The sequence below is a fragment of the Coleofasciculus sp. FACHB-542 genome (assembly GCF_014695825.1).
Taxonomy (GTDB): Bacteria; Cyanobacteriota; Cyanobacteriia; order Cyanobacteriales; family FACHB-T130; genus FACHB-T130.
Genome location: NZ_JACJPB010000010.1, coordinates 42675 through 56977, shown reverse-complemented (window position 1 = coordinate 56977; position 14303 = coordinate 42675). Strand labels below are relative to the sequence as shown.

The 14303-nt window shown below is 46.2% G+C and carries 9 protein-coding genes, 1 tRNA gene and 1 riboswitch; of the genes, 5 read left to right on the top strand and 5 right to left on the bottom strand.

Going from position 1 to position 14303, the window contains the following annotated elements; genetic code table 11:
• Positions 1-83: 83 nt before the first annotated feature.
• Positions 84-156, top strand: a tRNA-Met gene (locus H6F52_RS02010).
• Between the two features lie 360 nt (positions 157-516).
• Here the strand turns inward: H6F52_RS02010 and H6F52_RS02005 are convergent.
• Entirely contained in the window at positions 517-957 is a 441-nt protein-coding gene (locus H6F52_RS02005) for a hypothetical protein (RefSeq protein WP_190433184.1), read from the bottom strand.
• Positions 958-1060: 103 nt separating this feature from the next.
• Between H6F52_RS02005 and pyrE the strand changes: the two genes are divergently transcribed.
• A complete protein-coding gene (pyrE, locus tag H6F52_RS02000; RefSeq protein WP_190531597.1) occupies positions 1061-1678 on the top strand; it encodes an orotate phosphoribosyltransferase in 618 nt (205 codons plus the stop codon).
• A gap of 83 nt (positions 1679-1761) precedes the next feature.
• On the opposite strand, the gene thiC is transcribed toward pyrE, so the two are convergent.
• Positions 1762-3135, bottom strand: a complete 1374-nt coding sequence (gene thiC / locus H6F52_RS01995) for a phosphomethylpyrimidine synthase (protein WP_190411929.1) — start codon at positions 3133-3135, stop codon at positions 1762-1764.
• A 6-nt stretch (positions 3136-3141) separates the two neighbouring features.
• Positions 3142-3238: riboswitch (TPP riboswitch) on the bottom strand.
• A gap of 222 nt (positions 3239-3460) precedes the next feature.
• Here thiC and H6F52_RS01990 point away from each other — a divergent pair.
• Positions 3461-4594 (top strand): GTPase, encoded by a 1134-nt coding sequence (locus H6F52_RS01990; protein ID WP_190531595.1) that lies wholly within the window; start codon positions 3461-3463, stop codon positions 4592-4594.
• A 418-nt stretch (positions 4595-5012) separates the two neighbouring features.
• On the opposite strand, the gene H6F52_RS01985 is transcribed toward H6F52_RS01990, so the two are convergent.
• The 3 genes from H6F52_RS01985 to nblR form a co-directional block, all read right to left on the bottom strand.
• Positions 5013-5204: a DUF2949 domain-containing protein gene (locus tag H6F52_RS01985; RefSeq protein ID WP_190411931.1), complete on the bottom strand. Its 192-nt coding sequence runs from the start codon at positions 5202-5204 to the stop codon at positions 5013-5015.
• Positions 5205-5838: 634 nt separating this feature from the next.
• Positions 5839-6375, bottom strand: coding sequence for a DUF192 domain-containing protein (locus H6F52_RS01980; RefSeq protein ID WP_190531620.1), 537 nt, complete (start codon positions 6373-6375; stop codon positions 5839-5841).
• A gap of 153 nt (positions 6376-6528) precedes the next feature.
• The gene (gene nblR / locus H6F52_RS01975; protein ID WP_190411932.1) at positions 6529-7224 is read right to left on the bottom strand and encodes a response regulator transcription factor NblR; all 696 of its coding nucleotides are present in this window, start codon (positions 7222-7224) and stop codon (positions 6529-6531) included.
• Between the two features lie 715 nt (positions 7225-7939).
• Here nblR and metH point away from each other — a divergent pair.
• Positions 7940-11500, top strand: coding sequence for a methionine synthase (metH, locus tag H6F52_RS01970; protein ID WP_190531593.1), 3561 nt, complete (start codon positions 7940-7942; stop codon positions 11498-11500).
• A 659-nt stretch (positions 11501-12159) separates the two neighbouring features.
• The gene (locus H6F52_RS01965) at positions 12160-14274 is read left to right on the top strand and encodes a carotenoid oxygenase family protein (protein ID WP_199300316.1); all 2115 of its coding nucleotides are present in this window, start codon (positions 12160-12162) and stop codon (positions 14272-14274) included.
• Positions 14275-14303 lie beyond the last annotated feature (29 nt).

The window sequence follows — 14303 nt, the reverse complement described above, 5'->3', positions numbered from 1 at the left end:
GCATCCGCTTTCGAGTGGACTTAGCGTGCATAATTGTATAAAATAACAATCCAGCCAGCAATCTTGGCAACGAAATCAATCACGCGCCCTTGGCCGATTGGGGAGGCAGCGAACTCATAATTCGCCTTCAGACTGGTTCGATTCCGGTAGGGCGCATTCCTATAAATTCGGTATTCTTTGAGTAAATTCCCTAGAATTGCTCTATGGGGAAGTGCAATCCGCTCAGGATAAATGCAGTTTACTAGCGGCTCGCGCTCATCAAGAACCTAATTAATTTAAGTATCTTGGTAATTTAATTTGCTCAGAAATTTCAGCAAAACCTCTGAGAAACCAAAGGTTATCAAATGCTGGAAAGCAACTGAACAAAGTAAGTTGTAACCTCTATTTCAGTTCAAAAAATAGAGTCTATAAAAAACAAGCCCTAGTACCTTGTTTAAATCTCGCTCTGCGAACTTTAAAAAAAGTAGAAGGAAGAAAGACAAGCAAAAATTGTTTGTCTTTTCTTCTTTTTCAGATTTAGGGCTGTGGGGGATTCTCAAACACGAACTCGCTGCCTGTTACGGGTCTACCAGTACCAGTAACGTTTACATTGATAGCTGGGCTTTGCAGAATTGATGAGTTGAAAGGATTCGGGAGATCGGGAGTGCGAATAATAAAGTCACTGGAAGTTTGCTGCCAGAGTAGCTCCCGGTAAAGGTTATCTACTGTCTTAGTGTCTCGCTCGATTTCGTTTTCTGGAAAGCTAGGGCCAATGATGAAATTCAGATCTCGTCGGTAAGATTGGTTGCCGAAAAAGTCTCCAGAGGTTTCACTGATAGCTCGATTAAACAAGTCTGGAATCGAGTTAAAAGTTCCTGACTGGGAGTTAGAGAGTGTAGGCTGAGCGATCGCGCTAGAGGCAATGACAGTCGTAGCGGCACTGAGAACCAATACACTCATGAAATTAGTCAAGCGCATTCCCATCTCGTCCCTCAACTTTGGCTGAATACTATTCTTCAGTTTAAGTTTAGGATGATTGTTGGTCAAATTGTAATCGCTCTACTCTTTTTCTCTCCTAGTGATGACCTACGAAATCCAATCCCAGACTGATTTAACTGGCTCTTATGCTACTGCCGATCTCACAACGCTACGCCAGCAACTGCTAGATTTATTTTGCCATGTGGCTTATAAGGAGGGAGATTTTGTGCTGTCTTCGGGACAGCGCAGTTCTTACTACATTAATGGCAAGCCAGTCACACTGCATCCCCAAGGAGCTTTGGCAACAGGTCGAATTTTGTTATCGTTGCTGCCGATGAATACCCAGGCAGTGGCTGGATTGACGCTGGGTGCCGATCCGATTGTGACGGCGGTGAGTGTAGTTTCTGCTTATGAAAATCGACCGTTACCGGCGCTAATTATTCGCAAAGAAGCAAAGGGACACGGCACACAAGCTTATATAGAAGGCCCCATTCTCTCGGCGGGTGCGAAAGTGGTCGTTTTGGAAGATGTTGTCACGACAGGGCAATCTGCCATGAAAGCCGTTGAGCGGCTGCGAGATGCCGGATACAGCGTTGATGAAGTGATTTCGCTAGTAGACAGGCAGCAGGGGGGAGCGGAGTTTTATCAGTCAGTTGGGCTAAAATTTCAGGCAGTATTCTCGATTCCAGAGATTCAGGAGCGATCGCGTCAACTCAGATAAGGTTTTTCAACGCAAAGGAAGCAAAGGTTTTCGCAAAGTAACGCAAAGTAATTATGCTCTGCGTTACTTTGCGTTTAAAAGAACTAGCTTTGGGTTACTGGTTCTTTCGCCAAAAACTTCTCTAGTTCTGTCAAAGCATCGGCATCCACTTTTGTCTGCATCGGGCAGAACTTCGGACCGCACATTGAGCAGAATTCAGCAGTTTTGTATATATCTGCTGGCAGGGTTTCGTCGTGATATTCTTTAGCGCGTTCGGGGTCGAGGGACAATTCAAACTGGCGGTTCCAGTCGAAATTGTAACGGGCTTTAGAGAGTTCGTCATCTCTGTCCCTTGCCCCTGGACGATGCCGCGCGATATCGGCAGCATGAGCCGCAATCTTGTAGGCGATTAAGCCATTCCGCACGTCTTCAGCATCCGGCAGTCCCAAGTGTTCCTTGGGTGTCACATAGCACAGCATCGCGGTACCGTACCAACCAGCCATTGCTGCGCCAATCGCGGAGGTGATGTGGTCATAACCGGGGGCAATGTCTGTTACCAATGGCCCTAGCACGTAGAAGGGTGCTTCCGAACACTCTTCCATCTGCTTTTTGACATTAAACTCGATTTGATCCATTGGGACGTGTCCTGGCCCTTCCACCATTACCTGCACGTCATGTTCCCAGGCTTTGCGAGTCAATTTTCCTAACGTTTTGAGTTCGGCTAATTGAGCAGCATCTGAGGCGTCGTGCTGACAGCCGGGACGCAGGGAATCTCCCAGACTGAAGGAGACATCGTATTTTTTGAAAATTTCGATAATGTCTTGGAAGTGGGTATAAAGCGGATTTTGCTTGTGATGATGCAACATCCACCGTGCCAGAATGCCGCCACCACGCGAAACAATCCCGGTAATGCGATCGCGCACTAAAGGCAAATGCTCAATTAATATCCCGGCGTGAATAGTTTGATAATCTACTCCCTGCTGGGCGTGTTTCTCAATGATGTGGAGAAAGTCATCAGCAGTGAGGTTTTCAATCGTGCCGTGGACGCTTTCTAAGGCTTGGTAAACTGGCACGGTGCCAATGGGAACCGGCGAGGCGTTGATAATTGCCGTGCGAATTTGATCCAGGTTGCCGCCGCCGGTGGACAAGTCCATGACGGTATCAGCGCCATACTTTACAGCCAGCTTCAGCTTATCGACTTCTTCATCCAGATTGGAAGAGTTGGGAGAAGCGCCGATATTGGCGTTCACCTTACACTTCGAGGCGATGCCAATCGCCATCGGTTCTAGGTTGGTGTGATTGATGTTGGCGGGGATAATCATTCGTCCCCGCGCCACTTCATCCCGAATCAGCTCAACTGGGAGATTTTCCCGCTGTGCTACATACTGCATTTCTTCAGTAATCACACCCTGACGGGCGTAGTGCATTTGAGAGACATTGCTCTGTCCACGCCGCTTAGCGATCCATTCAGTCCGCATATTGAATTCCTCAATTAACAGCTTCCCTCCGCCGGTATTAGCCGGACTCAGGTTCTAAGGGTGTAATCTCAGCCTGTGAATCCAGGCACCCCTAGCTTGATTGACAATATTACCACCAAGCTCTGGTTAGGGCTGGAAGGTTTCAAAAACTTGATGTTTTGCATCACGCTGTGAAGTGGCTACAGAGCGATCGCGTTTCGGTGAGGTTTGGGGCATGAGAGCGATCGCACCACTCAGCCTCAACTTTTAGAATTTCAGTAGATTCGCTGAGAGGTTCAAAATTAGACCGCTTACATAATAGCTATAGTTATCCAGAGAATTTCAAATGGTCAACGCAGCATCTGATAGTTGGGATGAGAGAGACTTTTGGGAAAATGTAGAAACTCAATTCGAGGAGAAAGTCCAAGATTTCTCTAAAACTTTGAATATAGCTGTCATCGGCAAGGTTAGTTCAGGCAAAAGCTCATTAATCAATGCACTGCTAAAGCTAAGTCGTAAAAAGGCTATAGCTAATGTGGGCGCTGAGGCTGGTGTAACTACCAAACTAAAAATATTGCGCCTAGATGAACGAGTTAGATTAATAGATTCACCAGGACTTGATGATGTCCGTGCAGAGAATAGTGAGATTACACGAGAATTTTTAAAACATATTGATGTAGGTATACTCGTTGTAACTGGTGCTTCAGATGCCTCTCAGAAAAGATACTTAGATGACCTGCGATCGCACTGTGACTCTGTATTTGTAGTGCTGAATAAAATCGACGAGTGGGATCGGCTAGACCCCTCGGCTTTAGAAAAGGTTATTAATCAGTGGAAAGAGGCACTTCAAATCGAAAAAATTTATCCAGTGTGCGCCTTTGGGTACGATCCCGGAACTCGTCCTGACATTCCACTAGATATTCGTGGTGTGTACGGGCTTCGGGAGGACATTGAAAATTTTTTAGGTTCAAAGGGCAAGGATCTACTACTTGCCCGCCACATGGGTGAGAAAAAACCTTATGTGATAAGTATCATAACGGCGGCTTTAGTTGCAGTGGCTGGTCAAGCTTTCATCCCAGGCTCTGCCGCCTACATCACAGCTACACAAGCTGCCGCAATTGTTTCCTTGTACTATCTGTACACTGGTGAAATTCTTTCGCAAAAATCAGCTCTTGCCATACTACCTGCATTTGCAGCAGAAGCAGCGGGAACGAGTCTTTTCCTGTTCGTCACATCATTTTTACCACCAACAGGGGTTGTTAATATTGCAGCAGCAGGCGTTGCTATGAGTATTACGCTTGCAATATTAGCTACTATCAATCACATACTTGCAAATGGCGCAAAACTTGAGCAAGAGGAACTTCTTAAGTCAAAGTTCCGAACTTACCGCAAGCAAGCAGAAACAGCTTTAAAAGAATTAGCCTTGACAGATGTAAAGGTTTTGCCATCTTGGAAGGCGATTATCGAGAAATTTCTCTAGAAAAGGTTCATTGATTTCACAAACAGCGATCGCACTCACCTATCCCGATACCTATCCACAAGTTAAGAATTTTGGAAAGTGCGATCGCTTTCACGACTAATTACACTTCATCAGGGTTAAGCCCCACCTGGGGTAAGCGTTCTGCTAATCTTTCAGCACGTTTTTGTTCTTCGTTTAATTGGGATGATAATAAAGTGATCGCTCATTGCCAAGCAGCATTTATAAAGGCAGATTATAGGGAAAACTAACTTTTAAAAACTAACAACCAAAAAGAGCGGGTCAAATATTTGACCCGCTCTTTTTGGTGGAGTAAATTGTAATTGAGAACATTTCTTAAGTCTTCGCGGATGGGTCGGGAAAGTACCGACGCCCAATTGCTCTGACATGACTTTCTTGCTCCTCGCCGAATCATCAAGCCTTATGCAGTTTCCAACCAGTCATAGATTTGATCTAACTGTTCCAGCGTTACTAAACCGTATTGCCATAAGATCATTGGCAATGGGCCGGGATCTTGTTCCCGACGCCGCAAAGCGATCGCAATCGATGCCTTAGATATTGCTAAATCTTCTTGAAGAAAACGGAGAAATCGAGAAAAATTCGTAGGTGCCATGATGGCTTTTACCCCCTTTGTTGAATCTATTTTGTAATTTAAACCTTGGTTTGTTGAGTAACGGTAGTCAGTATTTTATCTGTCCACCTTTACTCGACTCCTTTTATACTATTTTGCCGCTACTCACTGTAACGCTAGTGTTTCAGATCACCAGCCTGGTGTGACAATTACGGCAGCCGGTATGGGTATTAACAGAAGAATGCTCATACTAGATTCAGGACTTTAGGCATCCCTTCCGGGCTGACCTAGAGAATAAGACTAAAAACTTAGGCTCACTCCCCTTTTTTCTGAAATCTTAGCCGACTGTTGCTAGTGAACTTTGCTTAATATTTTCTTTAGCAATTCACTGAAATCCCTCTGTATTAGGAGAGATTTGCTTGCCTAGAGCGTCTATGCCTCTCACCTCACACCAAATTCCAGGCAAAGCACTCTCATTCTTGGAAGAACCATGTCTCTGGAAGCGAGAATCTAGGTTTAAGCGTAACAATAATTGAAATTTGCAGTCTTAAACTCTCTCTTGGGAAAGAGTAGCTTATTTTTGCGACAAATAGGTTAAAAGAACGAGTAAATTTTTAAATCGTTTCGATAAGGACTATAAAAGACAGCCAGAAAGTCGGTCTGTCTTAGTATTGAGTTACTGAATGGTCACGCGATCGCCTGCCTTCAAACCGAGTTCCGCAGCGCGTCCTCCCCGGAGTTCAATCACCTGGTTAACGGGCGTATTGGGACCATAGGTGGGGCAAAGACTGGTTTTACAGGGAGGGACATCGGCAACGATTTCTTTCACCACTCCATCCAGCATAAAAACCATATCCAGCGGGATGAGGGTATTCTTCATCCAGAAATTGATCGGTTGCGGTGGATTGAAAAGAAAGAGCATCCCGCGATCGTCCGCCAAAGATGTTCTGTACATTAACCCCATTTGCTGTTGTTGGGGAGTCCGCGCTACTTCTAGCTGAATCACCTGACCTGCCATCGTTGCCTTGGCTGAAATTGGCAAAGTTTGACCCCTCTTATTCTGTGCGGGTGATGCTTCCGGTGATGAGTGCGCTTGTTGTGCAGGGGTCGTCGGTGCTGATGTCGGTGCTGATACTGGCGACGCCTGCTGCAATGGTTGCGCGGGTTCCCCACTCTGAGAGGAGGTTGATGGCACCGATGCCGAACATCCCATCAGCAAAACTGCCAGCATCATGACGACTAAACTTGCCTGCTTTTTCACATTGCGATCGCTTTTAGCAGATGTGCCTAAGCGCTGCTCTCTCCAGTCCAAATTCATCCTTAATCCTTGATATTTACGCAGATATTTACGCCCAAAACTCAAAACCTAAGCTTCTCGCAAAACATATCCGACACCTCGCACTGTCTGAATCAGGCGCTTCTCGCCCTCTTCTTCGATTTTGAGACGCAAATAACGGATATACACCTCAATCACATTCGACTCTCCCATAAAGTCGTATCCCCAAACATTTTCTAGAATCTGTTCGCGGGTTAAAACCTCACGGGGATGCGACATCATATATTTTAGAAGTTCGAATTCCTTCATTGTCAGGTCAATTACTCGCCCATTCCGCATCGCTCTGCGAGTAGACAAGTCTAAAACCAGTTCGCCAAACCGTAACTGTTCGCTAGCACCCGCTTCCGGCTGTAAGTAGAGGCGCACCAGTTGCAAAAAGGCATCGGTGCGATAGGGTTTGAGGAAGTAGTCATCGGCACCCGAATTTAGACACGCAACCCGATCTTCTACCGTATCGCGAGCCATCAACAGCAGTACTGGCACGCGAGAACCTGCATTCCTCAGCTGGTTGCACAACTTCAATCCTGAATCCCCTGTTAGCACTCGATCTACGACGACTAAAGCTGGCTGAAGTTCGCAAGCTTGATGAAAACCACTGGTGGTGTCTGGTGCAACCACAGTCGTATACCCAGCCTCTCGCAAATCCATGCTGACACGTTGGACAAGAATTTCGTCGGTTTCGACAAGTAAAACACAGGGAGTGCGGTCAAAAGTAACAGGAGACATAGGCTACATTGGGGCGCTTTTGCTGCGTTGTTATCTCAGTTTAACTACACTGGCAAGCGTTAGCTGCTTCCTTCAATGTAGGTAAGTATTCATGCTTAGTATAAAACACAGGATAGGGAGAGCGAGGGGCAAGTAGCGATCGCCTAAATAAGTTGCCAGACCTAAGATTCCCCTAATTCCCCGATAACTTGAGGAGAACCGGAAAAATCTTCCTTGAAAACAGGGATTTAGGGGGAAAACGATTGTTAGGGTAAATAACGACAGGAAACCCCCTTCCAGATGCAAAGTTAGCATAATTTAATTTTCATAAAAACTCTTGTTTTTACTAATAAAAAAAGCAGTTTAATCAGGAGCGATCGCTTTCTTCATCAATTCTTTATAAAAGTCTACTCAGGCTTTCTTCAACCTGACTGGAAGACGCGATCTCTCCCCTTCCTCGGAGCCGGGATTTTGCAAATTTTGTCTAAGTCTTGCCTTAAATAAATGCAAAGCAGGTTTCAGACTGATGGCTTAGCTTTGCTCAATTAAACTACTAATCTCGGTTAAAATAGATTCTGACTTCTTGAGGAAATGACTGCTATGGAACAAAAGACGTCGTTACAGTCTTGCACTTTCATAGTTTTAGTTACTTCCGAAAACGAGAAAGTCTGCAAAATAGATTAAGCTGATCGTTCAAAGCCTAACGCAACTACCTATTCTAAAGACGCCGCCATCTATGACCAGCCCCTTCTTGACTCGCCTCCACAGTCCTGAACGTCCTGTCATCGTCTTCGATGGCGCAATGGGAACTAACCTCCAAACCCAAAACCTCACCGCCGCTGATTTTGGAGGGCCAGAATACGAAGGTTGTAACGAGTATCTGGTACACACCAAACCAGAAGCGGTAGAGAAGGTGCATCGGGACTTTTTGGCAGTCGGTGCCGATGTGATTGAAACAGATACTTTTGGCGGTGCCTCGATTGTGCTTGCAGAGTACGACCTGGCGGATCAAGCCTACTATTTAAATAAGAAGGCGGCGGAACTGGCGAAGCGCGTGGCGGCGGAATTTTCGACCCCAGAGAAACCCCGGTTTGTAGCGGGTTCGATAGGGCCAACGACCAAGCTGCCAACGCTGGGACATATTGACTTTGACACACTGCAAGCTTCCTTTGAAGAGCAAGCTGAGGCGCTTTACGACGGCGGCGTCGATTTATTTCTTGTCGAGACTTGTCAGGATGTGCTGCAAATCAAGGCAGCACTGAATGCGGTTGAGGAAGTCTTTCAGCGTAAGGGGGAACGACGCCCGTTGATGGTGTCGGTGACGATGGAAGTCATGGGTACGATGCTAGTTGGTTCTGAGATTAGCGCCGTAGTGACGATTTTGGAACGTTACCCGATTGATATTCTCGGACTGAACTGTGCCACGGGGCCAGATCGGATGGCTGAGCATATCAAGTATCTTTGCCAGCACTCCCCGTTTGTGGTTTCCTGCGTTCCTAACGCTGGCTTACCCGAAAACATTGGCGGTCATGCTCACTATAAGCTGACGCCGATGGAATTGCGGATGGCGCTGATGCACTTTGTAGAAGATTGGGGCGTGCAGATAATTGGCGGCTGTTGCGGCACGCGCCCTGAGCATATTCAACAATTAGCAGAAATTGGCAAAACTCTGAAGCCAAAAGAGCGCCACTTTAGTTATGAGCCTGCGGCAGCGTCAATTTACAGCGCCCAGCCTTACGAGCAGGATAATTCATTCCTGATTGTGGGCGAGCGGTTGAATGCGAGTGGTTCTAAGAAGTGCCGCGACTTGCTGAATAGAGAAGATTGGGATGGGTTAGTGTCTTTAGCAAAGTCGCAGGTGCGGGAAGGCGCGCACATCCTCGATGTCAACGTGGATTATGTCGGGCGCGATGGCGTTCGGGATATGCATGAATTGGTGTCACGGCTAGTAACAAATGTCACAATACCCTTGATGCTCGACTCCACAGAATGGGAAAAGATGGAGGCGGGTTTAAAGGTTTCCGGAGGCAAGTGCCTGCTGAATTCGACTAACTATGAAGATGGAGAGGAGCGCTTCTTCAAGGTGTTGGAGTTGGCGAAGAAGTACGGTGCAGGCGTTGTAATTGGGACGATTGATGAGGAGGGGATGGCACGGACGGCTGAGAAAAAGTTTGCGATCGCGCAACGTGCCTATCGTGCCGCTGTCGAATATGGCATTCCCGCCCACGAAATATTTTTTGACACCCTCGCCCTGCCGATTTCTACGGGTATCGAAGAAGACCGAGCGAATGGAAAAGCGACCATTGAATCCATCCGCCGCATTCGAGAAGAACTCCCCGGTTGCCACGTTATCTTGGGGGTTTCTAACGTTTCCTTCGGTTTAAACCCAGCGGCGCGAGTCGTCCTGAATTCCATGTTTCTGCACGAAGCGATGGCGGTGGGGATGGATGCGGCAATTGTCAGTGCTAATAAAATTCTGCCCCTAGCGAAAATTGAGCCAGAGCATCAAGAAGTCTGCCGCAAGTTAATCTACGATGAGCGGCAATTTGATGGAGACATCTGCACCTACGATCCGCTGGGAGAATTGACAACGCTATTTGAAGGGAAAACGACGAAACGCGATCGCTCTGGTGATGAAAATCTCCCTGTAGAAGAACGTCTAAAGCGTCACATTATCGACGGCGAACGCATCGGCTTAGAGGAACAACTGACCAAAGCTTTAGAGAAATATGCGCCTCTGCATATCATTAACACCTTCTTGCTAGATGGCATGAAGGTAGTAGGGGAGTTGTTTGGTTCCGGACAAATGCAGTTGCCTTTCGTATTGCAATCGGCGGAAACCATGAAAGCAGCCGTGGCATATCTAGAGCCATTCATGGAAAAGAAAGATGCTGGAAATAATGCCAAAGGAACTGTAGTAATTGCTACCGTCAAAGGAGATGTCCACGACATCGGTAAAAACTTGGTGGATATCATCCTGTCAAATAACGGTTACAAGGTAGTTAATATTGGCATCAAACAGCCCGTTGATAATATCGTTGATGCTTTTGAGCAACACAAAGCTGATTGTATTGCGATGAGCGGCTTGCTGGTGAAGTCAACCGCTTTTATGAAAGAAAACTTGGAGGTTTTCAATCAAAAAGGAATTACGGTTCCAGTCATTTTAGGGGGTGCAGCGCTAACTCCTAAATTTGTCCATGAAGATTGCCAAAACACTTACAAGGGTAAGGTGATTTACGGCAAAGATGCTTTTTCAGATCTGCATTTTATGGATAAATTAATGCCTGCAAAATCTTCTGGAAATTGGGATGATTTGCAGGGATTTTTGGATGAAGTTGAGGAAAATGGTCATGCGCCTATTGTACAGGAGGCGTCTCGTGTGCCATTAGAAAATAGCACTCAAGAAGCTCAACCCGTACAAGTAGATACGCGGCGTTCTGAGGCTGTGGCAATTGAAATTGAGCGTCCGGTTCCGCCTTTCTGGGGTACGAAACTATTACAGTCTGAAGATATTCCATTAGAGGAGGTATTTGAGTATCTGGATTTGCAGGCTTTGATTGCTGGACAGTGGCAATTCCGCAAGCCGCAGGAACAGTCTCGCGAGGAGTACAATCAGTTTTTAGAGGAAAAGGTTTACCCAATTTTGAAGGAGTGGAAACAGCGGGTTGTAGAGGAGAATTTGCTATATCCGCAAGTTGTTTACGGGTATTTTCCGTGTCAGGCTAAAGGAAATTCTTTGCATTTGTACGATCCGGAATTTATGAATCGTAAAGATGCGAAAGAAGAGAGGGAGAAGAATGTTGTTGCGACGTTCAATTTCCCTCGTCAGAAGTCCATGCGTCGTCTGTGTATTTCTGATTTCTTTGCACCTGTGGAGTCGGGACACGTTGATGTGTTTGCGATGCAGGCGGTGACGGTGGGGGATATTGCGACGGAGTTCGCGCAAAAGTTGTTTTCAAATAATCAATACAGCGATTATTTGTATTTCCACGGCTTGGCGGTACAAACGGCGGAGGCTGTGGCGGAGTGGCTTCACGCCCGAATCCGCCGGGAGTTAGGCTTGGGTGCATCAGAACCGGATAAGATTCGGGATGTTCTGGCGCAGCGTTATCAAGGTTCTCGGTACAGTTTTGGATATCCGGCTTGTCCGAATATTCAGGATCAATATAAATTGCTGGAGTTACTAGGAAGCGATCGCATCAATCTCCACATGGATGAAAGCGAACAACTCTATCCTGAACAATCTACGACTGCGATTATCGCCTATCACCCCGCAGCTAAATACTTTAGCGCTTAAACAGTAAGGTGTAGGGTGGGCAACGCTCACCTTACATATCATTAATTATTCCAAAACAAATTAATTGGGCTGTCAAGATTATCTGCAATTACCCAGACTAGATAATCGAGGATCGTGCTGCGCTAGATTGCGATCGCGCGGCGACTGGGTATGAGAATCGCTTAAAAATAATATCCAGCGAACGGAAAATGAATCTAGGAATTTGTAGGTAAATATCAGTTATCTACAGAGGAGTTTCTGTATCGCTTTGAAAACGCTCGGATTCAACACAGGCTAGATATACAGTTTGATGAGCAAATTGGATAATCTCCGATGCTGAAACGGCTGTGCAAAAAGCCAAACAGTTTCAAAGGAGTCAAGTTTACGCAATGTACAGCTTTAGAGATTAGAACTCTTCTTTTTTAAGGAGAATCTAAATTGGTACAGTTTATACCATTTGAGATTTTAAATTTGAATTGTGAAAGCCTTGCCTCTAGGCAGTTTAAATAATTCAAATTTTGCATCGATCAAGCCTAATGGTATTACGTATGCGCTCCCTAAACTCTGCTTTTTAGGAGGGATAAGAAAAAGTTGCACATTGCGTAAGTTTGTTAATTGATTACTTTCAGCAACTTCTTGAGTATTGTACTTCCTTCGATAGAGACACAGACATCAATAACATGAAAGAGCCAATTTTTGACCCAATTCAAGCTGTACCAGGCTGTTGTCCGCCAGTTCCAGAGTCAATAATGACGGCAAATCGCTACGAACTCAGCAACATCAAAATGCAGATTCATGGAGAGCTACCAGATGATTTGCAGGGTCACGTCTTTATCGTTGCTCCAGTAGGCTCTGTCAACTCCGGAGATGCTCCAGATGCTGACGGAACTTCCCTCTTGGCTGGCGATGGGATGATTTATCGGCTTGACTTTGATCGCCAAGGTGAAGTGGGGTTGAAAACACGGCTGGTTAAGCCGCCCTGTTACTACGCCGATAAGGCGACCCGACCTGGCAGCGAGTATGTCAAGTATCAATTTCGCAATCATGGCATTTCGCGATTTTCTCTTTCTCTTGGCTTCCGCAACGAGTTGAATACAGCTTTTCTGCCCATTAAATTTCGAGACGATGCCAACGAGCGTCTGCTAGTAACCTATGATGCTGGTCGTCCCTACGAAATTGACACCGAAACGCTGGAGGTTGTAACTCCGATCGGAGCCAATACAGAGTGGCAATCCGAAACTTCCTTGAAGTTTCCCTTTCCACCCGTTTTGAGTACCGCACATCCGGTTTTTGACCCTGAAAAAAGCGAAATGTTTACGGTCAATTACGGTAAATCAGTAGCGAATATTCTCCAAACCATTCCCTTAATTTACGATCTGGATGAACTTCCAGAACAAATCGAGGAACTCCTCAAAGAACTTGCCCGGTTTATCGAAGCGCAAGACTTTGTGCAAGATTTTCTCAAGACATTCTCTACCATCTCTCAAAATCTCTTGGAATTTTATATGAGGTTGCTTGAGAGAACTACCAACATAGAATTTAAAGATTTCGTCTATTTGATCCGTTGGGATGGTGTAAATAACTTAGAGCGCTGGAAGCTGGTATTACCAGATAGAACCCCCGTCAAGATTAAGCAAACTATCCATCAGATTGGGTTGACAGAAGATTATCTGGTGCTGATGGACACAGCCTTCACGACTGGGGTAGAGCAGTTGCTCAGTAACCCTATCCCCAAAAGTAAGGCGACCAAAAGACTCATCAGAGACTTACTTACACTTCGAGAGTTAGCTGATTCTGTCGTGTACATCGTGCGCCGCGCTGACTTGAAAGCGGGACAGCGCCCAGCGTGCAGTCAGCAAGAAGTTGAAGTTGTCGCACGACGGGTTGTGATTCCCCTGGAAGCGGCTCATTTTCTGTTGGATTATGCGAATCCAGATGGAAACATTACCCTCCACGCATCTCATATTTGTGCTTGGGATGTATCTGAATGGCTCCGCGAGTATGATGTCTCTGCCTACAATCCTAAGATTTCTGTCCCGTCTCGCCTGTGTGGGATGCAACACGATGAGATGGACATCAGCCGGATGGGACGCTATGTAATTGATGGAGAAAGCGGTCAAATTTTGGAGTCGAAGGTAATCTCGGATGCTGAGTGTACCTGGGGCGTAGGACTGTATGCTTACCGTAGTCTCTTGCCTGATGGCAAGCCTCCGAAACATCTGGATAATCTTTACTGGATCTCTTTTGGGCTATGGAAGCAGTTGCTGACGCAGTTTGTCTTCGACCTGTACAAAGACTATAAGTACCGGGTAGTACCGCGGACGGAGATGCTTCGCCTTGCAGAGGCTGGTATACCCGCTTCTTTGTTCCGGTTAAACACGTCGTCGAAGGAGTCGCTGAAGATTGGCGATCGCTATCAGTTCCCTGCTGGCTATATTGTCAGTTCGCCGCAGTTTATGCCACGCCGCAACGGCGAAGAGAGTTCAGAAGACAGTTCAACCGATGGTTACATTGTTTGCACCGTTTTCACGCCAGACGGCAACGAAATTTGGATTTTCGATGCTCAAAATCTGGAGGATGGTCCCCGGTGTAGATTGAGCCATCCTTCACTGAAGTTTAGCTTGACGATTCACACAGCGTGGTTGGAAAAAATCGCCCCCCGCACAGCCACGTACAACATCCCTGTGCGTCAGGATTACAAGAACTTAGTGAAGCAAAAGTCTCAAGAAATCCAGGACCTATTTGAAACTGAGGTATATCCCCATTTTGAGCCAACTCCGCGATCTGCCTGTTGAGTGAAGCCCAGGATACGCATCACTGTGTA